This window comes from Pseudomonas sp. Choline-02u-1, from assembly GCF_002836515.1.
In the GTDB taxonomy this organism is placed as follows: Bacteria; Pseudomonadota; Gammaproteobacteria; order Pseudomonadales; family Pseudomonadaceae; genus Aquipseudomonas.
The window spans coordinates 148,717-173,713 of record NZ_PJBC01000063.1 but is presented as its reverse complement, the minus strand read 5'-3'; the positions used below and the strand labels follow the sequence as shown (position 1 = coordinate 173,713).

At 57.3% G+C, this 24,997-nt stretch carries 18 protein-coding genes; 7 read left to right on the top strand and 11 right to left on the bottom strand.

Going from position 1 to position 24,997, the window contains the following annotated elements:
- Positions 1-9 precede the first annotated feature (9 nt).
- The 8 genes from CXF97_RS20565 to CXF97_RS20530 all read right to left on the bottom strand — a co-directional run bounded on the left by CXF97_RS20565 (position 10) and on the right by CXF97_RS20530 (position 11,285).
- On the bottom strand, positions 10-840 hold the full coding sequence (locus CXF97_RS20565) for a carbohydrate ABC transporter permease (protein ID WP_101160473.1): 831 nt from the start codon (positions 838-840) through the stop codon (positions 10-12).
- A gap of 8 nt (positions 841-848) precedes the next feature.
- A complete protein-coding gene (locus CXF97_RS20560; protein ID WP_101160527.1) occupies positions 849-1,775 on the bottom strand; it encodes a carbohydrate ABC transporter permease in 927 nt (308 codons plus the stop codon).
- A gap of 156 nt (positions 1,776-1,931) precedes the next feature.
- Positions 1,932-3,242 carry a sugar ABC transporter substrate-binding protein gene (locus CXF97_RS20555; protein WP_101160471.1) on the bottom strand — a complete coding sequence of 437 codons (1,311 nt, stop codon included), beginning with the start codon at positions 3,240-3,242 and terminating at the stop codon, positions 1,932-1,934.
- A gap of 336 nt (positions 3,243-3,578) precedes the next feature.
- A complete protein-coding gene (locus CXF97_RS20550) occupies positions 3,579-4,484 on the bottom strand; it encodes an AraC family transcriptional regulator (RefSeq protein ID WP_101160467.1) in 906 nt (301 codons plus the stop codon).
- 79 nt (positions 4,485-4,563) lie between these two features.
- Positions 4,564-5,421 carry a phospholipase gene (locus CXF97_RS20545; protein WP_101160465.1) on the bottom strand — a complete coding sequence of 286 codons (858 nt, stop codon included), beginning with the start codon at positions 5,419-5,421 and terminating at the stop codon, positions 4,564-4,566.
- A 123-nt stretch (positions 5,422-5,544) separates the two neighbouring features.
- Positions 5,545-6,837: a glycosyltransferase gene (locus CXF97_RS20540; protein WP_101160463.1), complete on the bottom strand. Its 1,293-nt coding sequence runs from the start codon at positions 6,835-6,837 to the stop codon at positions 5,545-5,547.
- Between the two features lie 101 nt (positions 6,838-6,938).
- Positions 6,939-10,766, bottom strand: a complete 3,828-nt coding sequence (locus CXF97_RS20535) for a hypothetical protein (RefSeq protein WP_256589880.1) — start codon at positions 10,764-10,766, stop codon at positions 6,939-6,941.
- Positions 10,767-10,919: 153 nt separating this feature from the next.
- Positions 10,920-11,285, bottom strand: a complete 366-nt coding sequence (locus CXF97_RS20530) for a response regulator (protein ID WP_101160460.1) — start codon at positions 11,283-11,285, stop codon at positions 10,920-10,922.
- Between the two features lie 263 nt (positions 11,286-11,548).
- Here CXF97_RS20530 and CXF97_RS20525 point away from each other — a divergent pair, with 263 nt between their 5' ends.
- Genes CXF97_RS20525 through CXF97_RS20505 form a run of 5 tightly spaced genes read left to right on the top strand, consistent with a single transcriptional unit; the run spans position 11,549 to position 18,075 of the window.
- A complete protein-coding gene (locus CXF97_RS20525; protein WP_101160457.1) occupies positions 11,549-15,022 on the top strand; it encodes a response regulator in 3,474 nt (1,157 codons plus the stop codon).
- Positions 15,022-15,855 carry a protein-glutamate O-methyltransferase CheR gene (locus CXF97_RS20520; protein ID WP_101160455.1) on the top strand — a complete coding sequence of 278 codons (834 nt, stop codon included), beginning with the start codon at positions 15,022-15,024 and terminating at the stop codon, positions 15,853-15,855. The genes CXF97_RS20525 and CXF97_RS20520 overlap by 1 nt, the downstream gene beginning before the upstream one ends.
- Entirely contained in the window at positions 15,852-16,445 is a 594-nt protein-coding gene (locus CXF97_RS20515) for a chemotaxis protein CheB (RefSeq protein WP_101160452.1), read from the top strand. The genes CXF97_RS20520 and CXF97_RS20515 overlap by 4 nt, the downstream gene beginning before the upstream one ends.
- Positions 16,439-17,653 (top strand): hybrid sensor histidine kinase/response regulator, encoded by a 1,215-nt coding sequence (locus CXF97_RS20510; protein WP_101160450.1) that lies wholly within the window; start codon positions 16,439-16,441, stop codon positions 17,651-17,653. Before CXF97_RS20515 ends, CXF97_RS20510 begins: the two co-directional genes overlap by 7 nt.
- Positions 17,654-17,697: 44 nt before the next feature.
- Complete coding sequence (locus CXF97_RS20505; protein ID WP_016774860.1) at positions 17,698-18,075, top strand: response regulator; 378 nt, start codon at positions 17,698-17,700, stop codon at positions 18,073-18,075.
- Between the two features lie 60 nt (positions 18,076-18,135).
- Here CXF97_RS20505 and CXF97_RS20500 read toward each other — a convergent pair whose 3' ends face one another.
- The 3 genes from CXF97_RS20500 to CXF97_RS20490 all read right to left on the bottom strand — a co-directional run bounded on the left by CXF97_RS20500 (position 18,136) and on the right by CXF97_RS20490 (position 22,499).
- The gene (locus CXF97_RS20500) at positions 18,136-19,812 is read right to left on the bottom strand and encodes an ATP-binding protein (protein ID WP_101160448.1); all 1,677 of its coding nucleotides are present in this window, start codon (positions 19,810-19,812) and stop codon (positions 18,136-18,138) included.
- A complete protein-coding gene (locus CXF97_RS20495; RefSeq protein ID WP_101160445.1) occupies positions 19,809-21,311 on the bottom strand; it encodes an ATPase domain-containing protein in 1,503 nt (500 codons plus the stop codon). The genes CXF97_RS20500 and CXF97_RS20495 overlap by 4 nt, the downstream gene beginning before the upstream one ends.
- A gap of 132 nt (positions 21,312-21,443) precedes the next feature.
- Complete coding sequence (locus CXF97_RS20490; RefSeq protein WP_101160442.1) at positions 21,444-22,499, bottom strand: tetratricopeptide repeat protein; 1,056 nt, start codon at positions 22,497-22,499, stop codon at positions 21,444-21,446.
- A gap of 170 nt (positions 22,500-22,669) precedes the next feature.
- Here CXF97_RS20490 and CXF97_RS20485 point away from each other — a divergent pair, with 170 nt between their 5' ends.
- Together CXF97_RS20485 and CXF97_RS20480 are read left to right on the top strand one after the other, a co-directional pair.
- Entirely contained in the window at positions 22,670-24,805 is a 2,136-nt protein-coding gene (locus CXF97_RS20485) for an FUSC family protein (protein ID WP_101160439.1), read from the top strand.
- Entirely contained in the window at positions 24,795-24,995 is a 201-nt protein-coding gene (locus CXF97_RS20480; RefSeq protein WP_101160436.1) for a DUF1656 domain-containing protein, read from the top strand. The genes CXF97_RS20485 and CXF97_RS20480 overlap by 11 nt, the downstream gene beginning before the upstream one ends.
- The last annotated feature ends 2 nt before the right edge of the window (positions 24,996-24,997 follow it).

Here is a 24,997-nt window from a genome sequence, read left to right as displayed (position 1 = left end):
GCTTTGAGATCATTTCACGGCACCAAACGACAGGCCGCGCACCAGTTGCTTCTGGCTGACCCAGCCGAAGATAAGAATCGGCGCACAGGCCAGAGTCGAGACCGCCGACAACTTGGCCCAGAACAGCCCTTCGGGACTTGAATACGAGGCGATCAGTGCGGTCAGTGGTGCGGCGTTCGATGAGGTCAGATTCAGCGACCAGAACGCCTCGTTCCAGCACAGGATCAGCGACAGCAGCACGGTCGAGGCGAGGCCGCCCTTGGCGATCGGCAGCAGTACGCGAACCATTTCCTGCCATAGCGTCGCACCATCGAGGCGGGCGGCTTCGAGGATGTCTTTGGGGATGTCCTTGAAGTAGGTGTAAACCATCCAGACCACGATCGGCAGGTTGATCAGCGTGTAGATCACGATCAGCGCAATGCGTGTGTCGAGCAGGCCGAAACTCTTGGCCAGCAGGTAGATCGGCATCAGCACGCCCACCGGCGGCAGCATCTTGGTCGAGAGCATCCATAGCAGCGTGCCTTTGGTGCGCTGGGTTTCATAGAACGCCATCGAGTATGCCGCCGGCACCGCGATCAACAGGCACAGAGCTGTGGCGCTGAACGAGATCACCACTGAGTTCCAGGCGAAGCTGAAATAGTCGCTGCGCTCGTTGATGTGCAGGTAGTTCTCCAGCGTCGGCGTGAAAATGAATTGCGGCGGCGTGGCGAAGGCGTCGATTTCGCTCTTGAAACTGGTCATCACCATCCAGAAAATCGGGAAGAAAATCACGATCGCGATGGCCCAGGCCAGCGTGCCGAGCAGCAGGCTTTGCAGGCGGCGGGATTGTTGGAGCGTCATGGCAGGCCTCACGCTTTGTCTGTCAGGTTTTTGCCGATCATTCGCACCAGAATGATCGCGGCGATGTTGGCAATGACCACGGCAATCAAACCGCCCGCCGAAGCCATGCCGACGTCGAACTGCACCAGCGCCTGGTTGTAGATCAGGTAGGCGAGGTTGGTCGAGGCGTAGCCGGGGCCGCCGTTGGTGGTGGTGAATATTTCGGCGAACACCGAGAGCAGGAAAATCGTTTCAATCATCACTACCACGGCAATCGGCCGCGCCAGGTGCGGCAGGGTCAGGTGCCAGAAAATCGCGATCGGGCCGGCACCGTCCAGGCGCGCGGCTTCTTTCTGCTCCTGATCCAGCGACTGCATGGCGGTCATCAGAATCAGGATCGCAAAGGGCAGCCATTGCCACGAGACAATGATGATGATCGACAGCAGCGGATAGTGGGCGAGCCAGTCCACCGGTTGCACGCCGAACAGCTTCCAGAGGTAGGCGAGGATTCCCGACACCGGGTGGAAGATCAGGTTCTTCCAGATCAGCGCCCCGACCGTGGGCATGATGAAGAACGGCGAGATCAGCATCACCCGCACCAGTCCGCGACCGAAAAATTCGCTCGCTTCGAGCAGCGCACTGATCAACACGCCGAACACCACGCTGATCAGCAACACGCTGCCGACCAGCAACAAAGTATTGGTCGCGCCGGGCATGAAGCCCGAATCCGTGAGGAAATAGGTGAAATTCTCAAGCCCGACGAATTCATTTTCACCGGGGTAGAGCAGGTTGTAGCGAATCATCGAAAAGTACACGGTCATGCCCAGCGGCACGATCATCCACAGCAGCAACAGCGCTACCGAGGGGCTGACCAGAAACCAGCCGGGATTGCGCACGCGCAGCTTGCGCTGGGGCGGCGACAGGTCGATGTGGGCTTTGGCAGTTGAAGTATTCATGGCGATCACAACCGAGTCATACAGACCTATGGAGATCCCCATGTAGGAGCGAGCCTGCTCGCGAAAGCGCTGGGTCAGTGTCATGTGTACTGGCTGACACGATGTCTTCGCGAGCAGGCTCGCTCCCACAAGAGGCAGGAGCAAGTCGTTCAGCGGTTACTTGGGATAACCGGCGCGCTTCATCTCGCGTTCCGAGGTCTGCTGCGCCGCCGCCAAAGCCTGATCTACCGTGGTCTGGCCGATCAGTGCCGCCGAGAACAGCTTGCCGACCTGAGTGCCGACTGCCTGGAATTCAGGAATGGTCACCAGTTGAATGCCGATATACGGCACCGGTTTCAGCGTCGGTTTGCTCGGGTCAGCGGCCTTCAGCGACTCCAGCGTCACCTTGGCAAACGGCGCGGCGCTCATGTACGCATCGCTGTAGGTCGAAGCGCGGGTGCCCGGCGGCACGTTGGCGATGCCATCAGTTTTGGCAACCAGCTCGCCGTACTCTTTGGACGTGGCCCAGGCGCTGAAGGTTTTCGCTGCGTCTTTGGCCTTGGAGCTGGTCGGAATCGCCAGCGCCCACGAATACAGCCACGCCGAGCCTTTGTCGGTGACCTGATGCGGAGCGAAGGTGAAACCGACGTGATCGGCGACCTTGCTCTGGGTCTTGTCGGTGACAAACGAACCGGCGACGCTGGCATCGACCCAGATCGCGCATTTGCCGCTGTTGAACAGAGCGAGGTTTTCATTGAAGCCGTTGCTGGATGCACCCGGCGGACCGGATTTCTTCATGGTGTTGACGTAGAAATTCAGTGCGTTTTTCCATTCCGGGCCGCTGAATTCCGGTTTCCACTGCTCATCGAACCAGCGAGCGCCGTAGGCGTTGGCGACCGTGGTGATCAGCGCCATGTTCTCGCCCCAACCAGCCTTGCCGCGCAGGCAGATGCCGTACTGCTCTTTGTCTTTCTGGGTGAGCTTCTCGGCAAACCCGGCAATCTGTTCCCAGGTCGGACGCTCCGGCATGGTCAGCCCGGCATCCTTGAACAGGTCGGTGCGGTAATAGGTGATCGAACTCTCCGCGTAGAACGGCAGTGCATACAGCGAACCCTTCACCGACAGGCCTTCGCGCACCGATGGGAAGACATCGTCGAGGGCGTAATTGGCCGGCAGGTCTTTCATCGGCTCCAGCCAACCCTTGCCGCCCCAGAGTGCCGCTTCGTACATGCCGATGGTCAATACGTCGAACTGCCCGCCCTGAGTGGCAATGTCGGTAGTCAGGCGTTGACGCAGGACGTTTTCTTCCAGCACCACCCAATTGAGCTTGATGTCCGGGTGTTCGCTCTCGAACGTTTTCGAGAGTTTCTGCATGCGGATCATGTCGCTGTTGTTGACGGTGGCGATGGTCAGGGTCTGAGCGCCAAGGCTGATGCTGCTGAGGGTCATACAGGTGAGAGCGAGCAGAGCTTTTGCAGTGGGTTGCATCGTGCACTCCTTTTCTGGCACCCGGGGGGCAGAAGGACGGTTATTGTTTTTGTGTCTTCCGAATGCAGGAAGAATCTGCGCTGATTACAGCGTTCAATGGCGGGGCTGACAAATCATCCCTAGCACTTTTGCCGATACTTTTTTGCACAGGGGGTTGGTTGAGTGAACGCAGAGAAGGGGCACGCAGCAGAAATGCTCTGGCGGATGCGTACAGGTTTCTGATGCAACACGTCAGCCTGTGGGAGGGGGGTGCTCCCGAAGGCGGTGGCTCAGCAACACAGATTTCGACAAGCCGCATTCGCGAGCAAGCCCGCTCCCACACAGGATGGTGGGTTGTCAGACGTGGTTCTGTTCAGTCAGGCGCTGCACCGCCAGGCGCCGGTAGTGCGAAGGCGTCATGCCCTTGAGTTGCTGGAAGCGTCGATTGAAATTGGAAATATTGTTGAAACCCGACTCGAAGCAAACCTCCGTCACCGGTTTGTCGCCATCGGCCAGCAGCTCACAGGACTTGCTGATGCGCAGGCGATTGACGAATTCGATGAAGTTACGCCCGGTCGCCTGTTTGAATACCCGGCTGAAATAGGTCGGCGTCATGCCCAGGTGCTCAGCCACTTCTTCCAGCGAAATGTCCCGCGCGTAGTGGCTGAAGATGTAATCGACCGCGCGGTTGGTGCGGTCAATGTTGTGTTCGTCGGCGAGTTGCGGCGTGGTGGCGCCGGACAGCAACTGGAAATCGTCACTCGCCGCAAGCAGCTCCATCAGAATGAAAAAGTGCCCGAGACGAGTGATGCCGGTGCTGTCGGCGATCCGCTGCATAAGCGTCATGGCCTGGCGGATTGTGCGTTTGCAGCGGAACTCGATGCCGTACTGTGCACGCTCAAGCAGTGGCGCCAGGCTTTTCAGTTCAGCGAAGACCTGATGGCCGCTCTCGAACAACTCGTCAGTGAAGTTGACCAGCATGTCGCGCTTCTCAACCACTTCCTCTTCGGCCACCTGGCTGATCCAGTTGTGCGGCAAGTTGGGCCCGGTCAGAAAGAGCGTTTCCGGATAGAAATTGCCAATGTAATCGCCAATGAACACCTTGCCGGAACTGGCTACGATCAGGTGCAGTTCGTATTCCTTGTGAAAGTGCCAACGTACCAGCGGGCAGGGGAAGCCGTGCTGCCGGTAGATGATGGACAACCCGTTATGGTCATCCATCAATTCGTACGAGGGGTCGGTCACGCGAGCGGTTCGGGTCATGACGAGGCACTTTTCCTGTTCTCTGCGCAGGATCATGCCCGGTTTGCCACGCCCGGCGCCAGTCTGCAGGAGAGGCAGATCATGCCGAGCGTTGGTGCACCTTGTTCAGATTGGCCGTGCGGCAAAAATCCACTATTCGCGACTCCTCAATAAAGTCGACATTGATAATGTTGCACTTTTGCGCCCAGTCGCTTTTGTCTGGATCAAACCAGCCGTCCAGTTCGGTATGAATATCCACGGGCCCACCAAGAGCGCTGTAACTTGTTGCCGACAAGGACCAAAGCTCCCAATAGGCAGGCGGGTTTTTCAGTACCTGGCCGATGAAGTGCTGCAGTTCTTGAACGTTGGTTATATTGCTGCCGCTCCATTGGTGATTGATTTTGCCGACAAATACGCTTTCGCTGAGATCCCGGTGAGATTGCGCTGCTACCACAACACGTTGCTGTGGACTGATACGCTTCAATTGCTCGAGCGGCAAGTTGTGATTTCGCCGGGGGACGATGTGCGCACCCAACAAGTGAATGATCATTTGATTGAAATATACGAAGTCAAAGTTCGCGCCGTCCAGTGCATGGAAGTCAAGCACGATAAATTCGTCAGGGTATTTTTTAAGGAAGTCTTTAACGTCTGTAAACAGGTTGCCGAGTGTTCGTGAGTTACGGTAGCCCTCGTGATGTAGACGGAATTTACCCAGCCCTTCTGCCCCGTGATCATAGGAAAGGCGGATGTCCAGCGCTCTGGAGCCGTGATGGAGCTGATGGAAGAAAGTATCGTGCTGGCACGCCAGCCAATGACGCGGCGGGCTGAAAAAGGGATATGAGGCTTTCCAATCGCTGCCCGCGTTATGTGTGCCCGGAAGTGTCAGTTCCAGAAGCGATAACGTATCAATGGCCGGCGTTGCCGTCATCCATTGATAAGTGTCGTATTGAGTATTCATAAAGAACCTGCATTGATTAATTGGTTTGCACCAACTATATGGTTGGTGCGGCAGGTTGTTTATAAAGAGGTGTGGTTTGGTTGCCAATGCATTGATTGATGCAAGTTGTTGTTTTGTACGTAGCTATTTGCCGCGATTTTTCTCTTCAATCCATTGCGCCATGTATTGAGTGCTTTTCAGCGTGTGGTGACGCAACATGCCGCCCGTGAAGTTGTTTCTTCTAAGTTGTGTTAGTTGTTGTCGGCAGTGGTCGATTCGCGCAATTAGCGCCGCAGCGTGAGTTGTGCGCTGATAGCGCTGCTCAAGCAATTGCGAACCCAGATACTGCGCTTGCTGCCACCGCGTCTGGTCGTTATACAACTGCGCCGCTTGCCGCGCGAAATCCTGCGCTGTATTCACCACAGCACCGGGCCACGGATGGTCGCCATGCATGCCCTCAGCGCCGACAGGCGTGGTGACGCTTGGCGTGCCGCACAACATGGCGTCGATCAATTTTCCTTTGATACCGGCGCCAAATCGCAGCGGCGCCAGACAAACCCGCGCTGCTGACATCACCTCCAAGGCATCCTCAGCCCAGTCCATGATATGGAAACCTTGCGCTGCGTTATGCAGCGCCGTGGCTTTGGGCGGAGTGTAAGCGCCGTAGATGTGTATTTGCGCTGTAGGAAGTTGTGCTCTGATCAAAGGCCAGATCGTGTTTTTCAGCCACAACACGGCATCCCAGTTCGGTGCATGGCGGAAGTTGCCGATGCTTAAAAAATGCGCACGTGTCGCATGCCCGGTTGGCGCGGCGTCGGGCGCATCAATCATCAGCGGGCACCAGTGCAGCAACTCGCGAGACAAGCCAAAATGTTCCACCAGCAAGTCGATTTCCACGTGGGAAATGATCAGGTTGAGGTCGCATCGGTAGAGCGCGGCTATCTCCCGTTTTGCCAGATCGCTCGCGCTCATCAGCTCGAATTCGTCGCGCAAGGCCGGTGAGAACAACTCACTGAAATCGTCCTGATCCTCGTTCGACTTCAAACGCTCCTTGAGCCGCTGGTGACGCGCGTGACGCAGACTTTGCAGATCGGAAGTTTCGAGGATACGCAAAGCGTTCGGGCAGTGTTTTTCCACACGCCAGCCGAACTGTTCCTCCATCATGAACTGGTCGAACAGCACGATATCCGGGGCCAGCGCGCTGATGAATGTATCGAAACTACTGCTGTTGAGCTCGATCGGCACTTCGTGAATGCCCATCGCAGTGAGGTCTTCTTTATGTTCACCGGGGCCGGCCGGGCTGCCGAAGGTGATGTCCCAGCCTTGAGCGAGGAAAGCCTCAAGGATCTGCATGACGTGTCCGCTGGCCGCCGACGAACGTGGTTCCGGCCAGACATAGCCGATGACAAGGACTTTAGTGGTGGAAGGCAGGGTCATGAGGGCAGTCCTGAGCATCAGCCGGGTCGGCAAAAAAAGGGCGCAATTAAACCACAGCGAAGGTTGTCTGCGCCCCTATTGTCAGCAGTGCACCCGTTTTACTACGCAGGTCTAGCCAGATCGAGCAAGAGTGGCCCCGGAAGGAACTCTCCGGCAGCGGTGTTATTGATCGTGTTGGTGATAACCGAGCGGTTGAATTGGAAAGTGCTGGGGCTGGAGCGGTATTGATCTATCAAGGAAACCGCCAATGAATAGGATTCGGCATTCAACAGTGCCGGGTGCTCTTTGATGATATCTGGCCAGTCTGTAATAGCCTCAAACTCTTTAAAGTCTTCTGGTCTGGCGTAACGGTAGTGAGGGTTCATCGGATTATCGGGATGCGCCTTGCGCGGATCCCTCGCGAACTCCAGCAACCCGACGGCGTCGTACTTTGCCGGGGCTGCACCTTTGACTATATCTCCGTAGTAGAAGTCCAGGGTGTCTGGGGCGCCATGAGACATTTCATGTACCAGAACATCACCGATCCTGGCATCGTCAAATTTCGACGCGGCATATAATTCATCCAGATTGTCCGGGTAAATGGACAGGAAAGACCTTGTGTTGACGTCCAGTTTGGTATTCGAGTACACGGCGGCTTGCCAGCGTTTATAGGCCTGAGGCTGTAACGCAGCATAGGCATCGCTGCCCGGTGGCCGAAAGATCATGTTTTCGAGGCGCAAATAGTCGAGATCTTTGCGCATGCATCGCAGATTTTTTGTGATGTGCTCGACTGCCGCATTCGAGTTGATACCAAATACATGCAACAGGACGGTTCTGATCTCTTCGTTCCGGGCGTTGGAGATCAGCTCAATTGTGTTGTCGATTTTGTTTTTAGCGTGAGGAATCGCTTTTTTAAGATAGCCACGGGTGTAACTGAACGGCTTTGTTCGCTTGAGAGGATTGTGAAAGAAACTGACAAATTTCAGGTTTCTTAATGTTGGCCCCCACGGTTCCCCCAGGCGGTTCACGGCGTACCATTCATCTGTGTGGCGAATGCCCCAGACCTGGAAAAGGTCGGTGGAGTTTTGCGCGTATTGCCGCATGCCCAGTCGCAGACCGTCCGTATCGGCCACCGTGGAAAGTGCGTGGTAGGCCGGTTTTACAGTCCATTTCCGGGCATCGTGTATAGCGCCTTCCAGCGCAGCCACACCGCTGTGCCAGCCTTTACGTAAAAATTTCGCCCCCTTGGCCAGCGCATCTGTCGCTCCGTCGAGCGGATTGAGCAGGCTGCTCACCAGTCCAACGCCGGTCGCGGCAATTCTGCCGGCCTTTGTGGCAACACTCACGCCCGTGGCGACCACGGTGGCCACTTTTGCGAGGGCCGCGACGATCAACAGAACGGTCATTGCGGCTTCCAGCGTGCAAGCTGCTGCCCCTTGAGCTTGTCGTTCTACATCGTCGGAATTCAAATCTTCGATACAGGACTTGAACGGCACGATGACATTCAGGAATGTATCCAGATCGTTGTCCCTTTTGATCCGCAATGCCTCAAGCCGGGTCTGCCCCCAACATTCCTTGACCAGTTCATCGTAAGTGGCTATCGGTCTGTGCTTGAGCACGAAGTTGACCAAACGATCGAACTCCTTGGAATAGAAACTCTGATAATAGCCGTTGATCTGCGGCGGTGGCTCAGCGGGCAGTTCATCGATCCTGTCGATGATGCCCGAACTGAAAGCGACGAGACCGGGCGTCACACCATGGGTATAAGACTCGATATCCGTCGGTAATAGATACTCTGTAGCAGGTGCGGAGTAATTTATCCCGGCAGGACGAACCTTTGCATTCAACAGGTTTTCCTGTTTGATCAGCGCTGCCATTTGAGCGTTCTCACGGCAGACGCCGTGCAACGTGAGTAGTTCGTAACATGAGCCCTGACCTTCGTACTCGCAATAGATCACGACGCCGTAGCGGCCTTTGGCTTGGTCGATTTCTTTATGACTTTCGGTGGGTTTACGCTCAGTCGTCTTTACGATCGCATCAATGACCGATGCAATGGGATTGACAGGCAAACTCGTAATGGTCTGAAGTTTTGCGACCGAGGGCCTCACTGTGAACATTGTCACCTTGCCATTGAGCAGACGAGTCCGGTCAGGCGGTGGCAAGAATGCGAAGGCCTGCTTCAAATGCGTATGCATGGCCTGGGTATGCGTAACATAGGCCCTGTTGAACTGACGGTGAAATTCGCCATCTGGAGAAACCAGATTGCGCAGGAGACCAGGAAACGTTTTATACAGGCTTTCCCCTTCTTTCCGATCCCAGTCGCCGGTCGCAAGATCGTTGGACATGTGTAGTTCAACCGGCGACAGGCGCAGAGCGGTATAGGCGTCTTCAAGCGGTACATTGCGTGTTTGCTGAAGGACGTCCCGTTCCAGGTAAGTGCAGCCCTTGGCGACCTGCTTGAGAATGTCCAGTGCAACGCCTTTGCGCGTCGGCAAAGGACGCGCCAACGTCTCAGCATTTGCGGCCAGGGTCCTGGCATGCTGTAAGTAAGCCTCGGTGGCAATTTCCAATGCCTCAGGGACCGACTTTTCGACGTCTTGAGGTGGAACTATTTTATTGAGTACCGCCCAATCGATGACAGGATCAACAGCCGCCAGGGCATCGAGTTTCTTGCGCGATTCGGTCACCGGTTCCAGTGTCGAAAGTTGTTGCAACTGCGCGTAATTCATCGAGCGGGTCGAACCTGGCGCGACGATTTCTTGCACTGCCACGATTCGGCAGTATTCGACGCATTGCGGTGTGCCTACTAATAGCGTGGCGGGCAGATGTTTGACCAGAAACTCAGGCGCGGGCTCCGCCAGTAACAGGTGAGCGGCCAGCGCGACGTCGGTTTGACTCACCCGATGATGTGCGATCAGATGATTTTCGAAACGGGTTTGAATCTCTGCGAAGGACTTTTCCAGATGCTCGGCAGCATATAAATCGAAGCCAGCTACATGGTTGCGCGGTGCTTGCTCTCCGACTTGCGGATGAAGATCGAGCAAAAGAGAGGTCAGAATCATTTGTTTGCGCGACGCTGCCGATTGTGGCTGATCCGGCTGCGCGCCATACCAGCCCAGATCGCGAACGTAAGCGTCCGCCCAATGCGCGGCGATTGGACTGGAGAGCAGTTGGTCAATGATGTGTTCAGCTTCGGAGCGTTTGAACGGCACCGACCGGCCACCCAGAATGCGTTCCGACAAATGTTCCAGTAGTGACTGTCCTTTCAAATAACTGGCAATCAGCTTACGGAGCTCATCGCGTTGAGCGGCAGACAACGTGGCCGTGTTGTCATCACTGGCCTTGATCATGTCCCGATAGTTACCGAACACTGTACTTGGAGTGGGCGTAGCACTCATGAATGCCACCAGGCGGGAAATGTCGGCGGCGCTGCGGGGGATCAAAAAGCCATGGAATGCCAGCCATTGCGCTAAATCGATTTGATCGGTGTTGGAAATCTTGCCACCGGTCAACTGTGCCATTTCAAACAGTGTCTGCAGGTCTTCTTTCAGGTCCGGAGAAAGTACAAAAGCGTTTGCAAAATCAGTGGTGTTGTTCCAGCTGGCTGCAGAGATCTCGCCAGCAGATGTTACTTCGAAGATGAAACGTTCGGAGAGCTGCAATGTCGCCAGTAATTTTTTGAAGGAGGGCTGTTCGCACAGTTTTTGCAGTAGTTGCCTGCCTGGCAGTAGCGCGTCCTCCAGAGAAGAGCCGGCCAGCAAAGAAAGTTTGGTGCCGGTCAAAGTAATAGTTTGAGAAGGGGTGTGACCCTCTGCGATTTGTTTGAGTTTGTAAATCGCCTCTTCTCTTTCACCAATATCACTGGGAATGTGATCGCGCTGAAAGCCCGTTATATAAGGAGTGCGGGATAAATTGCGATGGCTCAAAGAGTTCGCATGGTCAATGCTCATAAGTTCACTTGCTGTGGTTTGGTAAGTGCGACTTATGCTCTTCGTTAAATCAGTGGCGATCAACAGGCTTTGTATGTGTGAGTTTTCAGTGCTCGAACGTTGTTTTTATTGTGTCGAGGTATTGAATGAGAGGCTGCCAAGTCTGGGGGGTTATTAGCCAGAATTGATTATTTGATTTACTTTTTCGCGCAGTTGTTCGATGGAAAAGGGCTTGCCGATCACATGCATGTCGACAGGCACCTCGATATTCTCGGCATAGCCGCTGGCAAACAGGATGGGCAGGGCAGGACGCAGATCACGTGCCTTTTTAGCGAGTTCGCGGCCATTCATGCCCGGTAGACCGTGGTCGGTCATCATCAAATTGATCGGTTTTTCATGGGCGGCGAGAATCTCAAGCGCCTTGTCGCCGTCTTCAGCCTCCAACACAGTGAATTCCAGTTCCTCAAGCACATCCACGATGAGCATGCGCACGATGTCGTCATCTTCTACGACAAGGATAGTGGAGGCGTTGGTAGACATGGCGGGACTCTCGAAAAATGAAATCGGGGGGTGCCGGGCGATCGGAATCGCCGGACTCTTGCATGAGTAAGTGGCGCGTAGCCACAAGTTCCCGGTCTGATACAAAAAAAACAGATCATTGCGGCGCAGCAAGGATAACTGTTGACGTCGTCTAATGCTCAGGCTTGCGTAGGAAAAAGCCATCATTTATGTGAGAAAAATGGATCCATGCCTGGGTTTTGGGGCAAACTCTCGGGTTTTCAACAGTTCGACAAGGCTGCCCCATGTCCTCTCCGTCCTCGGTTGATGAGCAACGGTTCCGCAAACTTCTGAGTCGCAACGTCAGCCTGCCGCTGGGCGTCGGCGTGCTCAGCGCGGTGTTTTTCGTCTCGCTGATCACCTATTTGCTGTCGGTCATCCAATGGGTCGAGCACACCGACCGGGTGATCAATAACGCCAATGAGGCGGTGAAGCTCACCGTCGACCTTGAAACTGGCATGCGCGGTTATCTGCTCAGCGGCGATGAGCACTTCCTCGATCCCTATGAAATCGCCAAACCGCGCATCGAGGTCGCTCTTAATACTTTGCTGGAGCTGACCGCCGACAATCCGGTGCAGACCGATCGACTGCGGCGTTTGCAGGCGTTGCAGGTGGAATGGGCCAACTACGCACAATCGATGATCGACCTGCAGCGTAGCAGCGGTGATTATCGCGGTGCGGTCAAGGCCGGGCGGGGCAAGCGGCTGACGGACGAAATCCGCAAGCAGTTCGAAGACGTCATCGAGACCGAGCAGGTGCTGCGCGCCACGCGCAACGAAGACGTGCGCCGCACGACGATCTGGAGCATCAGCCTTTATCTGATGTTCATCGTCGGTATCAGCGGTTTGCTGGCCTACATCGGCCGCCGTGACCTGCTCAATCTGTCGGCCAACTACAGCGCCAACCTCTCTGCACAACAGGCCAGCGCCGAACGCCTCGAGAAGCAGGCGTGGCTGCGCAATGGTCAGACACAACTGGCCGAGCAAGTGCTGGGGCAACTCACACTGAATTTGCTGGGACGCAATATTCTGCAATTCTGCGCGCAATACTTGGGCACCGCCGTCGCGGCTCTTTATGTGCGCGAAGAACATGGCGGCCTCAAACGCGTTGCAACCTACGGTTTCTCACGCGAGCAGGAGGAGCTGAACCAGACGATCTACAGCGGCGAAGGCATTGTCGGCCAGGTTGCAGAGCAAGCGCGGCTGATCCATCTCGACTCGGTGCCTGCCGACTATTTCAAGGTCAGCTCCGGGCTTGGCGCAGGCTTGCCGCATAGCGTGATGGTGGTGCCGACCAGCGATGACGACCGGGTCAACGGCGTCATCGAACTGGGCTTCCTGCGCCCATTGTCCGAACGCGACATCGAGTTGCTGGAGTTGATTGCCGGTAACATCGGCACGTCGATCGAAGCGGCGCGTTACCGTCAGCGTTTGCAGGAAGTGTTGGCCGAAACCCAGCAGCTCAACGAAGAGCTGCAAGTGCAACAGGAAGAGCTGAAAACCGCCAACGAAGAGCTCGAAGAGCAGTCGCGGATTCTCAAGGAATCCCAGGCGCATCTGGAAACCCAGCAGGTGGAGCTGGAGCAGACCAACGAGCAGCTCGCCGAACAGCGCGATGCGATGGACAAGAAAAACACCGAGCTGAATCAGGCGCAGATTCAGCTCGAAGAGCGTGCCGAAGAGCTGCAACGCTCAAGCAAGTACAAGTCCGAATTCCTCGCCAACATGTCCCACGAACTGCGCACACCGCTGAACAGTTCGCTGATTCTGGCCAAGTTGCTGGCGGAAAACCCGCAGCAGAATCTGTCTTCGGAACAGGTGAAATTTGCCGAATCGATCTACTCGGCCGGCAACGACCTGCTTAACCTGATCAACGACATTCTCGACATCTCCAAGGTCGAGGCCGGCAAGCTCGAAGTGATTGCCGAAAATACTCGCGTCGATCGGCTGGTCGATGGTTTGCGTTCGATGTTCGAGCCGCTCGCGGCGGACAAGAAACTTGCCTTCAACGTCGAAGTGCAACCGGACGCACCGGGCTTGCTGTTTACCGATCGTCAGCGTCTGGAACAGGTGATCAAGAATCTGCTGTCCAACGCGATCAAGTTTACCGAGCACGGCGCCGTCAGCCTGACGATCACCGCGCAGCCCAACGATCACATCGCTTTCAGCGTCAAGGATTCCGGGATCGGCATCGCTGCCGACCAGCAGGAAAGTATCTTTGAGGCATTCCGTCAGGCAGATGGCACCACCAACCGCAAATACGGCGGCACCGGTCTTGGCCTGTCGATCTCGCGGGATCTGGCGACGCTGTTGGGCGGTTCAATCAGCGTCGACAGCGTACCGGGGCAGGGCAGTACGTTCACGCTGGTGTTGCCGCGCCAGTATCACGAACTTGGTGATACGTCTGCCGCGCCACTGACCTTTCACCCAACACCTTCGGCGCCTGCGCCAGTGGGCGTAGTGGCCCCGGTGGCATCAGCGGTTCCGGCGGTTATTCCGCGTTTTGCCGATGACCGCGACAAGGCGCCATTTGCTACGCGCTGCATCCTGGTGGTGGAAGACGAGCCGAACTTCGCCCGTATCCTCTATGACCTGGCCCACGAGTTGGGCTACATGTGTCTGGTTGCCCATGGCGCCGATGAAGGTTATGACCTGGCCCGCGAGTTTGTGCCGGACGCTATCCTGCTCGACATGCGCCTGCCGGATCACTCCGGCCTGACCGTGCTGCAACGTCTGAAAGAACGCGCCGAAACTCGGCACATTCCAGTGCACGTGATTTCCGTCGAGGATCGCGTCGAAGCGGCCATGCACATGGGCGCCATCGGCTACGCCGTGAAACCGACCACCCGCGAAGAGCTCAAGGACGTGTTCGCCCGTCTCGAAGCCAAGCTGACACAAAAGGTCAAACGCGTGCTGCTGGTCGAGGATGACGATCTGCAACGCGAAAGCATCGCGCGGCTGATCGGCGACGAAGACATCGAAATCACTGCCGTCGGTCTGGCTCAGGATGCGCTGGAGTTGCTGCGCACGACCATCTACGACTGCATGGTCATCGACCTCAAACTGCCAGACATGCTCGGTAACGATCTGCTCAAGCGCATGTCCACCGAAGACATCTGCTCGTTCCCGCCGGTCATCGTCTACACCGGACGCAACCTGACCCGCGACGAAGAGGCTGAGCTGCGCAAGTATTCACGCTCGATCATCATCAAAGGCGCGCGCTCGCCGGAGCGGTTGCTCGATGAGGTCACACTCTTTCTGCACAAAGTCGAATCGCAGCTGTCCCATGAACGGCAGAAGATGCTCAAGACCGCGCGCAGCCGCGACAAGGTCTTCGAAGGTCGCAAAGTGCTGCTGGTGGATGACGATGTGCGCAACATCTTCGCCCTGACCAGCGCGCTGGAACACAAGGGCGCAGTCGTGGTGATCGGCCGTAATGGCCGCGAAGCGATTGAGAAACTTCATGAAGTCGAAGACATCGATCTGGTCTTGATGGATGTGATGATGCCGGAAATGGATGGCTTCGAAGCCACCATGGAAATCCGCAAGGACCCGCGCTGGCGCAAGCTGCCGATCATCGCGGTGACGGCCAAGGCCATGAAGGACGATCAGGAGCGCTGCCTGCAGGCAGGCGCCAACGATTACCTGGCCAAGCCCATCGACCTGGATCGACTGTTCTCCCTGATACGTGTGTGGTTACCGAAAATGGAACGCATCTAGTGGAACGCAGCAGTTCAGCCGAACGCAACAGCGAAATCGAATTACGCTTGTTGATCGAGGCGATTTACCTGAAATACAGCTACGACTTTCGCGACTACTCCGGCGCTTCGATCAAGCGCCGGGTGCAGCACGCGCTGGGTCAGTTCGAATGCGCGACCATCTCGGCCCTGCAGGAGAAAGTCCTGCACGACCCGACCGCGTTCATGCAGCTGCTGCAACTGCTGACGATTCCGGTGAGCGAGATGTTCCGCGATCCGTCGCACTTTCTGGCGATCCGCAACGAAGTGGTGCCGCTGTTGCGCACCTATCCGTCGCTGAAGATATGGATCGCCGGCTGCAGCACGGGCGAAGAGGTCTATTCGATGGCGATTCTGCTGCGCGAAGAAGGCCTGCTCGACCGCACGATCATCTATGCCACTGACATCAACCCGCGCTCGCTGGAAAAGGCCAAACAGGGGATTTTTTCCATGGAAAACGTCCGCGCCTACACCGCCAATTATCAGCAGGCGGGCGGCCAGCGTTCGTTTGCCGATTACTACACCGCAGCCTATGGCTACGCGATTTTCGACAAGAGCCTGTGCGAGAACGTGACATTCGCCGACCACAGCCTGGCCACCGACAGCGTGTTCTCCGAAACCCAGCTGATCTCCTGCCGCAACGTGTTGATCTATTTCAACAAGAAGCTGCAGGACCGGGCGTTCGGGCTGTTCCATGAATCGCTGTCGCATCGCGGCTTCCTGGTGTTGGGCAGCAAGGAAACCCTGGATTTTTCCAACTATTCGAACCAGTTCGAGCCGTTGGTCAAACAAGAACGGATCTACCGCAAATCATGAACGGCGCCCCAGGCCTGCCTCGCATCGAGGCTGTCGTGATCGGCGCCTCTGCGGGCGGTGTCGAGGCTTTGCTGAGCCTGCTCGGACCGTTGCGCAAAGGCTACGTGTTGCCCATCGTTGTCGTTTTGCATCTGCCAGAGGAGCGTCGTAGCCATCTGGCCGAAGTGTTTTCCCGCCGCTTGGCGATGCCGGTCAAAGAAGCCGAAGACAAGCAGGACATCAAACCCGGTACGGTGTATTTCGCCACCCCGGGTTATCACTTGTCGGTCGAAGCGGATCGCAGTCTGTCGCTGAGCCTTGAAGACCGCTTGCACCATTCGCGGCCTTCGATCGATTACCTGTTCGAATCCGCCGCCGATGTTTACGGGGCGACGCTTGCCGCCGTGCTGCTGACCGGAGCCAATCAGGATGGCGCGCGCGGGCTGGCTTACGTCAAGCGTTGCGCCGGCCTGACCATTGTTCAAGACCCCGAGGATGCACAAGTTGCCACCATGCCCCAGGCTGCACTGAACGTTCTGCAGCCGGATCATGTCCTACCCATTCACGGCATCGGCCGTCTGCTAGTCGAGCTGGAACGAATCGCATGCTGAGTAATATCCAAGCCAAACTGTTGATCGTCGACGATCTGCCAGAAAATCTGCTGGCGCTGGAAGCGCTGATCAAGCGTGAGGATCGCACGGTCTACAAGGCTCTGTCGGCGGACGAAGCACTGTCGCTGCTGCTGCAACACGAATTCGCCATGGCCATTCTCGACGTGCAAATGCCCGGCATGAACGGCTTCGAACTGGCCGAGTTGATGCGCGGCACCGAGAAAACCAAGAACATCCCGATCATCTTCGTCAGTGCCGCCGGCCGTGAACTCAACTATGCGTTCAAGGGCTACGAAAGCGGTGCGGTGGACTTTCTCCACAAGCCGCTGGATATCCACGCGGTGAAGAGCAAGGTCAACGTTTTCGTCGATCTGTATCGTCAGAGCAAGGCCATGAAGCAGCAGGTCGAGGCGCTGGAGCAGGCCCGACGTGAGCAGGAAGCGCTGCTGCAACAGCTGCAAAGCACGCAGCTTGAGCTGGAGCAAGCGGTGCGAATGCGCGATGACTTCATGTCCATCGTCGCCCACGAGGTGCGTACGCCACTCAATGGCCTGATTCTCGAAACCCAGTTGCGCAAGATGCATCTGGCCCGGGACAACGCGTCGGCGTTCACCCTCGACAAGATGCAGGCGATGGTCGACCGCGATGAGCGGCAAATCAAAAGCCTCATCCGTCTCATCGAGGACATGCTCGATGTGTCGCGAATCCGCACCGGCAAACTGTCGATCCGACCGAGTCGTTTCGATCTGGTACAGCTGGTGAGCAATCTGCTGCAGAACTTTGCTCCGCAAATGGAAGCGGCAGAAACCAGTGTTTCATTTGAAGCGGGGGCGCCGGTCGAAGGTTGCTGGGACGAGTTCCGCATTGAGCAAGTGGTGTCCAACCTGTTGACCAATGCGTTGCGTTACGGCGGTCGCAGCCCGATTCAGGTGCGCGTTTATCGCGAAGGTGACGAGGCGTGGGTTGAAGTTCAGGACCACGGCATCGGCATCAGCGCTGAGAACCAGAAGCGCATTTTTCAGCAGTTCGAGCGGGTGTCTGCCAAGACGGTGGTGGCCGGGCTCGGGCTGGGTCTGTTCATTTCCGATCAGATCGTCGCCGCCCATGGCGGCTCCATCGTCGTCGAGAGCGAAATCAACGAAGGCGCCCTGTTTCGCGTTTGTCTGCCGATCCAGGAAAACGGCATATCCGACGCAACCTCTGAGTGACCACACGGTCGTATCAGCAGCTATTGACCGAACAAAGGCTTCCCATGAGCGTAGATGCGCAAGATGTAGTACTCGTCGTCGAAGACGAACCGGTTATCTTGATGGTCCTGACAGATTATCTGTCAGGGCAGGGCTATCGCGTGTTGCAAGCGGAAAATGGCGAGCAGGCTTTCGAGATCCTCGCCAGCAAACCTCACCTGGACATGCTGATTACCGATTTCCGCCTTCCGGGCGGCATCTCCGGCGTACAGATCGCCGAGCCGGCGGTGAAATTGCGACCGGACCTCAAAGTGATTTTCATCAGCGGCTATCCGCAGGAAATCCGTGAGACCGGCAGCCCGATCACCAGCAAGGCACCGATCCTCGAAAAACCGTTCGATCTGGACGTGCTGCAGGAAAAGATTCAGGAATTACTGGCCTGATAGGTAGGAGCTGCCGAAGGCTGCCGATCGCGGAACGAGCCTTCGGCAGTTCCCACAGGCTCAGCTATTGATCATCTCCCGCACCTTGGCGGTGAGCAGATCAAATGTGAACGGCTTGGTGATCATTTGCATCCCCGAGTCGAGGAAACCACCGCGCACCGCCGCGTGTTCGGCGTAACCGGTGATGAACAACACTTTCAGACCCGGCCGATACTGGCGGCCGACTTCCGCGAGTTGGCGACCGTTCATGCCAGGTAAACCGACGTCGCTGATCAACAGATCGATGCGCTGCGTCGAGTTGAGGATCGGCACTGCGCCATCGGCATCGCTGGCCTCGACAAAGGCGTAACCCAGCTCACTGAGCACCGCGCTGACCAATACGCGCACCGCAGGATCGTCTTCGACAATCAGCACGGTTTCACCGTCCATCGCATACGGAGCCTGCAGCGAATCCGAGACGGGAATTTCCACTTCTTCGCCACGAAAGCGTGGCAGATACAGTCTCACGGTGGTGCCTTGATCGACTTCGCTGTCAATCGAAACATGCCCTCGTGACTGCTTGCTGAAGCCATAGATCATTGAAAGTCCGAGACCGGTGCCTTGGCCGATCGGTTTAGTGGTGAAGAATGGATCGAATGCTCGGTTGACCACGCTTTGCGGCATGCCGCTGCCATTGTCGGTGACGCTGAGCATTACGTAGTCGCCCGGTTCCAGATTGCTGTAGGCGTCTGTAAAGTCGTGGTGCAGCACCTGATTACTGGTTTCAACAACCAGTTTGCCGCCTTCGGGCATCGCATCGCGGGCGTTGATCACGAGGTTGAGCAGGGCGCTTTCCAATTGATTGGGATCCGCCTCAGCCACCCACAGGTCATCATCCAGACACATTTCCAGCTGAATGCTTTCATTGAGGCTGCGCTGCAGCAGTTCACCCATCGACAGCACCAGCGTGTTCATCTGCACGGCTTTCGGGTCGAGTGACTGACGGCGCGAGAACGCCAGCAGGCGGTGCGTCAGGCCGGCGGCGCGATTGGCGGAAGTCACGCCGAGGTCGATCAGGCTGTCGAGATCTTCAGTGCGGCCACGAGCCAGACGCCGGCGCAGCAGTTCCAGGCTGCCGATGATGCCGGTGAGCATGTTGTTGAAGTCGTGAGCGATGCCGCCGGTGAGTTGACCGACCGCTTCCATTTTCTGCGATTGACGCAGCGCTTCTTCGTTATGGCGAAGTTGTGCAGTGCGCTCTTCAACCTGCTGCTCAAGGGTTTCCAGGGTTGATTGCAGGCGACGTTCGCTTTCGCTCAGATCGATCAGCCGATCGCGAGCTTCGTATTGTCGTCGCCGTCCGCGCAGAGCAGCGGAAACCAGGCTGACCATGGTCGCAGGGTGGAACGGCCGCTCAAGGAACGTCACATTACCCAGCAGCGCACTCAGGCGTGACGGTGGGCCTTGCTCCTGGCCGCCGTGATGCGTGAGCAGGACAATGGGCAGATCCGACCAGGCTGGCTGCTCGTCGAGGTACACAATCAGGATTTCCAGTTCCGGTCCGCGAAGCGCTTCTGCGGCGATGAGCAACAGGCCAGCGCCGTGTTCCAGCTCCGTGCACAAATCCCCGAGACCGGGCGTCACGAGGCCGCTATAGCCGGCCTCGTTGAGAATTTGCAGCGCGATCTGACTGTCGCGCCCCAAAGGCGCCAGAATCAACACCCGTTCGGCCAGAATCAGCGGCGCAGTGTCCGTCACGGGCTTTCATCCTCAAGCAACGGATTGCTCGCTCCAAGATACGTCGGTACGCCCCGCAGCACGCCCTGAAAGGATTCCAGTGGCTGCCCGATGGTCATGCCGCGCGAAGAAATCCGGTATTCGCGAATGGTCGATTCGTGATTGCCGGTACGTTTTTTGATGATCGAGATCGCCCGACGGACTTTGCCGAGGGCTTCGAAGTAACGCAACAGGATCACCGTGTCGGCCAGGTAAGTGATATCGACCGGCGCCTGCATGTCACCGACCAGACCGTGCTGGGCGACAGTCATGAAGGTCGCCGCGCCTTTGCGGTTCAGGTACAGCAGCAGTTCATGCATGTGCAGCACCAACGCATTTTCTTCCGGCATTGCCGCTTGATAACCGTTGATACTGTCGATTACCACGGTCTTGATGCCACGCTCATCGACGCAACGGCGCACACGGTGCGACAGTTCACCGGGAGACAGCTCAGCGGCGTCGACCTGTTCGATCAGCAGATTGCCAGTGGCCTGCAAAGCTTTCAGGTCAATGCCGATATGACGCATGCGCTCGAACAGCAAGCCCAGCTCTTCATCGAAAATGAACAGCGCGGCTTTTTCGCCTCGGGCCACTGCGGCGGCGGCGAAGATCATCGAGATCAGCGATTTACCGGTACCCGCCGGGCCGAGAATCAGCGTGCTCGAGCCGGTTTCGATGCCGCCGCCGAGCAGGGCGTCCATTTGCGCGATGCCGCTGGACAGTTGCAGACGCGCATAGTCGCCGCGATGTTCCGCCGCAACCAGACGTGGGAACACATGCACGCCGTCGCCCATGATGGTGAAGTCGTGGAAGCCACCACGATATTTCTGCCCACGATACTTGACCACCCGCACCCGACGGCGCTCGGCGCCATAGCTCGGTGTCAGCTCTTCAAGGCGAATCACGCCGTGGGCGACACTGTGTACGGTTTTGTCGAGGGATTCGGTGGTCAGATCGTCGAGCAGCAGGACGGTGGCGTCATAGCGCACGAAGTAGTGCTTGATCGCCAGAATTTGCCGGCGATAGCGCAAGGAGCTTTGCGCCAGCAGGCGGATTTCCGAGAGGCTGTCGAGCACTACGCGGGTTGGCTTGAAGCGTTCGACCACTTCGAAGATCTGCTTGGTCGCCTCACCCAGCTCAAGGTCCGAGGAGTACAGCAGACTTTGCTGGTGCTCGGCGTTGAGCAGGCTTTCCGGCGGCGTCAGTTCGAAGATCTTGATGTTCTCGTTAAGCTCCCAGCCATGGGACAGCGCGCCTTGGCGCAGTTCTTTCTCGGTTTCCGAGAGAGTGATGTACAGGCAGCGCTCTCCGGCCAGCGCGCCGGCGCGCAGAAAATGCAGCGCCACCGTGGTTTTACCGGTACCAGGTTCACCCTCAAGCAAAAACACGTGGCCGCGAGACAGGCCACCGGCGAGGATGTCGTCCAGCCCTTCAATGCCGACGGCAGCTTTCGCACTGATCAACTCGTTTGATGTAGTCAAAAAATGCCCTCTTATGACTAGGGTAACCGGCGGCTGGTTTGAGTGAGCCGCCTGAATAACTTGACCTCATGGCGTGTTCACGGTTCCGCTTTTTCTTTAGACCGACGGCAATTGGAGCGCGCTTTACCTTGATTAAAGACCTTGTTGCAAGGCCGGGTCGTCCGGATTCAATTGTTCAAGTTGCGCCAGCAGAATCTGCACATTCTGCAACTGCCCGCTTTCCTTCCAGTAGTTGATCAGCAGTACTCGTGCCTTGCGATCGGCGGGATGGCGCTGGACGATCTCCTGCAATTGTTTCTGCGCCGCTTCCAGTTCTTCAGCACTGTGCAGAGTGGTCGCGAGGTCGTAGCGATAATCCTTGTTGTCCGGTTCCAGCTCGACGGCTTTGGACAGGCCGAGCAGCGCGTACTCGCGCTGACCATGGTGCAACAGCCATAGCCCGAGTGCGTGTTGCAGATAAGCCGAATCAGGCTGCGCCTTCAGTTGCTCGGCAAGTAACTGGCGGGCGGCATCGCTCTGGCCCTGACGGTCAAGTACGTCAATCTGCATGACAAGCGCGGGCAGGTTGGCGGGTTCAAGGCGCAAGGTATTGTCCAGCGCTTGTCGGGCCTGTTTGTATTCGGCGTTGTGAATATACAGGCGTGCCAGTTGCGCGTAGTTGGCGGCGCTTTCCGGCTGGCTTTCCAGCGTCTGTTGCCAGCCATCCACAGCCTGTTGCAGCGGCGCGAAGTAGAGGCCCAGCTCATCCGGGCTCAGGCCGAGCAGGGCGTTGATCGCCGCGAATCGCACAGTTTGCTCTTGATCGTCGAGCAGCGGCCCAAGCAACAGACTGCGCTGCCCGCCGGGCACCAGGCCGACGACACTTTTTATCGCAGCCACGCGTACCAGCGGGGATTCATGGTGCAAGTCGATGTCGGCCAGTTTCAATGCCTGCGGGCTTGGATAATTGGCCAGCTCACCATGCAGCCAGACCCGGCGCTTGACCGAAATGTCCGGGCGGCCCAATTGCTGGTACAACTGGCGCGCCGCACCCGGTTCACCGGTGCGCGCTGCGTTCAGCGCTTCGCTGTAACCATGTTTGATAGCATCGGGGATGGTCGGTGTGCTGCTGCGCAACATCAGCCAGACGACGCCGACGATCAGTACGAGGCCAAGGCCGATCAGCAGGTTGCGGCGGGACTGAGTCATGCGGGTTTCCGAGAGCTTCGAACTTGAGCAGAGCGGCAAGCTTCGGTCAGCTTGGCGCGTGAGTCAAACCCTTGCCAGCGAATCGTCCTACGACACGTGTCGACTGTGAAATCCGTCAGGCTTTTGTGGCAGTGTCTACGCTTGCAGAAGTCGTTTTAAAGAGTGTGCCCATGCCTGCGTTGTTCGCTTATTTCAAGGCTCTGATCCATCCCGGTCAGGCTGTTCTGTTGTTTGCCCTGCGAACCATCGCCGCCGGGCTGTTGACCCTGTATCTGGCGTTCGTTTTCGATCTCGAACAGCCCAAATGGTCGATCATGGCCGTGGTGATTGTCAGCCAACCGTTGGCGGGGATGGCGTTGGCACGCAGTTTCGGCCAGGTGATCGGCACGACCGTAGGCGCGGCGGTGGCGGTGCTGATCATGGCGATCTTTCCTCAGGCGCCGCTGCCGTTCATTACGACATTGGCGTTGTGGCTCGCGCTGTGCACGGCGGGCGGCACGCTGTTGCGCTACACCAGTTCCCAGGCGTTCGTGCTCAGTGGTTACACCGCTGTGGTCGTGGCTTTGCTGGCGATTCCGGATCAGGACGGCACGTTTTTGCTGGCGGTTACCCGAGTTACCGAAACATTGCTCGCGGTCGCCTGCGTGTGTGTGGTCAGTTTGCTGACCGCTCGCCCTGAAGCCGTGGCAAAAGGTTACTTCGCCAAAATCGATCAGGTGATCAAACTGGCCGCCAGCCACGCCGCCGAAGTGCTTCGCACGGAAGAAAGCGAAGCCGATTTCCAGCGCCGGCAAATGCAATTGCTCGGTGAAATCAGCGCACTGGAAGGGTTGCGGCGTCATTTGTATTTCGATGCGCCACGTTTGCGCAGTGCCGATAACCTGGTGTTGCTGCTCGGTAACCAACTGATGTTGCTGACATCCCGATTGACCGCTCTGCGGCATCAACGGGAATTGCTCATCGAGCGATGGGAGGGCGATCTGCCGCTGGACGTTCAGCAACTGCGGGCCGAGGAGCTGGCATTGTTGGAACAACTGGCGCAACAGGGCCGAGCACTGTCTGGGGCGGATCGGCAACGTTTCGTCACGTTGCAGCAACAGTTCGAAGCGTTGGCTTACAAGGCCGAGCAGCAGCACGAGAACATGAGCGCGACCCTGCGTTCACTCGCTTGGGCGCTGCGTTGGGAACAGGCGCGCCTGTTACAGCAACTGGAACAGATTCTTGAACTCAGCGACGCCATTCAGGAAGGGCGCCCGGCCAGCTGCCTCTATCGCGGCCAGAGCAGCCCGTTGCATCTGGATTTCACTTTGGCCTCGATGAATGCCATTCGCGCCTTTACCGCGCTGTTGGTCAGCGGGTTGATCTGGATCGAAACCGCGTGGGATGGCGCACGGGGAGGGATGATTCTGGTGGGGATTCTCTGCTCGCTGATGGCGACTTTTCCGCGGCCGCTGATGGCTGCGCAAAGCTATGCGCGAGGCTTGGGCCTGGCGCTGCTGGTGTCAGCGTTCTACCAATTCATGCTGGTGCCGGCGATCAGTGATTTCGAGCTGCTGGCCTTGCTGTTGGCGCCGCTGCTGTATGCGATTGCCGTGGGCATTTCCAGTCCGGCCACCGCCGGTATCGGCATGGGCCTGGGCTTGTCCAGTTTCCTCATGCTCGGCCCGCAAAATACCGGCACTGGGCAAAACACGGCGATTCAATGGTTCGAGTTTGCCGGTGCCTACGTCAGTGCAGCGATGCTGGCGTTAATCGTCTACGCGCTGATTTTCCCGTTCCGCCCGGCCTTGCGCATCCGCCGCTTGTACGGCGAAGCGCGGGAGCAGGTGTACCAACTGAGCAAAATGCCGGCGACCGATGAACAACAATTCGCCTTCGAGAGTCGGATGACCGATCGCCTGACCAGCATGCTCGGCCTGCTGCCGGCGGCGAATGATCGTGCCATGCAGCGCTTGTATGAAATCAGCCTGGCTTGCGTGGCGTTGGGCGTGGCCATGCATCAACTGAGGCAGCAGGCGCAGAACAACGCGCTGCTCACCGATGCGTTCAGTCAGCGTCTGGCTTCGGCGTTGCGCAAGACCGGTCGTTTGGTTGCCGGACGCGACGATGCGCAGCTTCCAGCACTGCTGGCCACGCTGCATGAGCTCGGAGATGAGCTGGATGAGCTGCACGCCGCCAGTCATGAGCATTTATGGTCAGTGTTCCGCATGCGTGTGGCACTGCTGATAGTGGTGTCGTTCCTTGAGCGCCACGGCGAGCATTTGCAACCTCAAGTTCTGCAAGGAGAACCGCAACTTGCCCATTGATTTCGAGATTGGCGGAGTCTATCTGCCGCCGATTGCCCAGGCGCTGTTACTGGCGATTCCGATTTTCATCGTGCTGGACTGGTGTCTGCGGCGCTTGGGCGTGCTGCGCCTGGTCTGGCATGAAGCGCTGTTCGAAGGCGCGCTGTATGCCTGTGTCTGCGCCACGCTGATTCTGTTGATGGGAGCCTGATG

Bases quoted from the DNA above. Each gene is read 5' to 3' on its own strand.
- CXF97_RS20485 (WP_101160439.1), top strand. From the start codon at position 22,670: ATGCCTGCGTTGTTCGCTTATTTCAAGGCTCTGATCCATCCCGGTCAG.
- CXF97_RS20510 (WP_101160450.1), top strand. From the start codon at position 16,439: ATGCTGAGTAATATCCAAGCCAAACTGTTGATCGTCGACGATCTGCCA.
- CXF97_RS20505 (WP_016774860.1), top strand. From the start codon at position 17,698: ATGAGCGTAGATGCGCAAGATGTAGTACTCGTCGTCGAAGACGAACCG.
- CXF97_RS20550 (WP_101160467.1), bottom strand. From the start codon at position 4,484: ATGACCCGAACCGCTCGCGTGACCGACCCCTCGTACGAATTGATGGAT.
- CXF97_RS20560 (WP_101160527.1), bottom strand. From the start codon at position 1,775: ATGAATACTTCAACTGCCAAAGCCCACATCGACCTGTCGCCGCCCCAG.
- CXF97_RS20565 (WP_101160473.1), bottom strand. From the start codon at position 840: ATGACGCTCCAACAATCCCGCCGCCTGCAAAGCCTGCTGCTCGGCACG.
- CXF97_RS20555 (WP_101160471.1), bottom strand. From the start codon at position 3,242: ATGCAACCCACTGCAAAAGCTCTGCTCGCTCTCACCTGTATGACCCTC.
- CXF97_RS20540 (WP_101160463.1), bottom strand. From the start codon at position 6,837: ATGACCCTGCCTTCCACCACTAAAGTCCTTGTCATCGGCTATGTCTGG.
- CXF97_RS20530 (WP_101160460.1), bottom strand. From the start codon at position 11,285: ATGTCTACCAACGCCTCCACTATCCTTGTCGTAGAAGATGACGACATC.
- CXF97_RS20535 (WP_256589880.1), bottom strand. From the start codon at position 10,766: ATGAGCATTGACCATGCGAACTCTTTGAGCCATCGCAATTTATCCCGC.
- CXF97_RS20545 (WP_101160465.1), bottom strand. From the start codon at position 5,421: ATGAATACTCAATACGACACTTATCAATGGATGACGGCAACGCCGGCC.
- CXF97_RS20490 (WP_101160442.1), bottom strand. From the start codon at position 22,499: ATGACTCAGTCCCGCCGCAACCTGCTGATCGGCCTTGGCCTCGTACTG.
- CXF97_RS20525 (WP_101160457.1), top strand. From the start codon at position 11,549: ATGTCCTCTCCGTCCTCGGTTGATGAGCAACGGTTCCGCAAACTTCTG.
- CXF97_RS20515 (WP_101160452.1), top strand. From the start codon at position 15,852: ATGAACGGCGCCCCAGGCCTGCCTCGCATCGAGGCTGTCGTGATCGGC.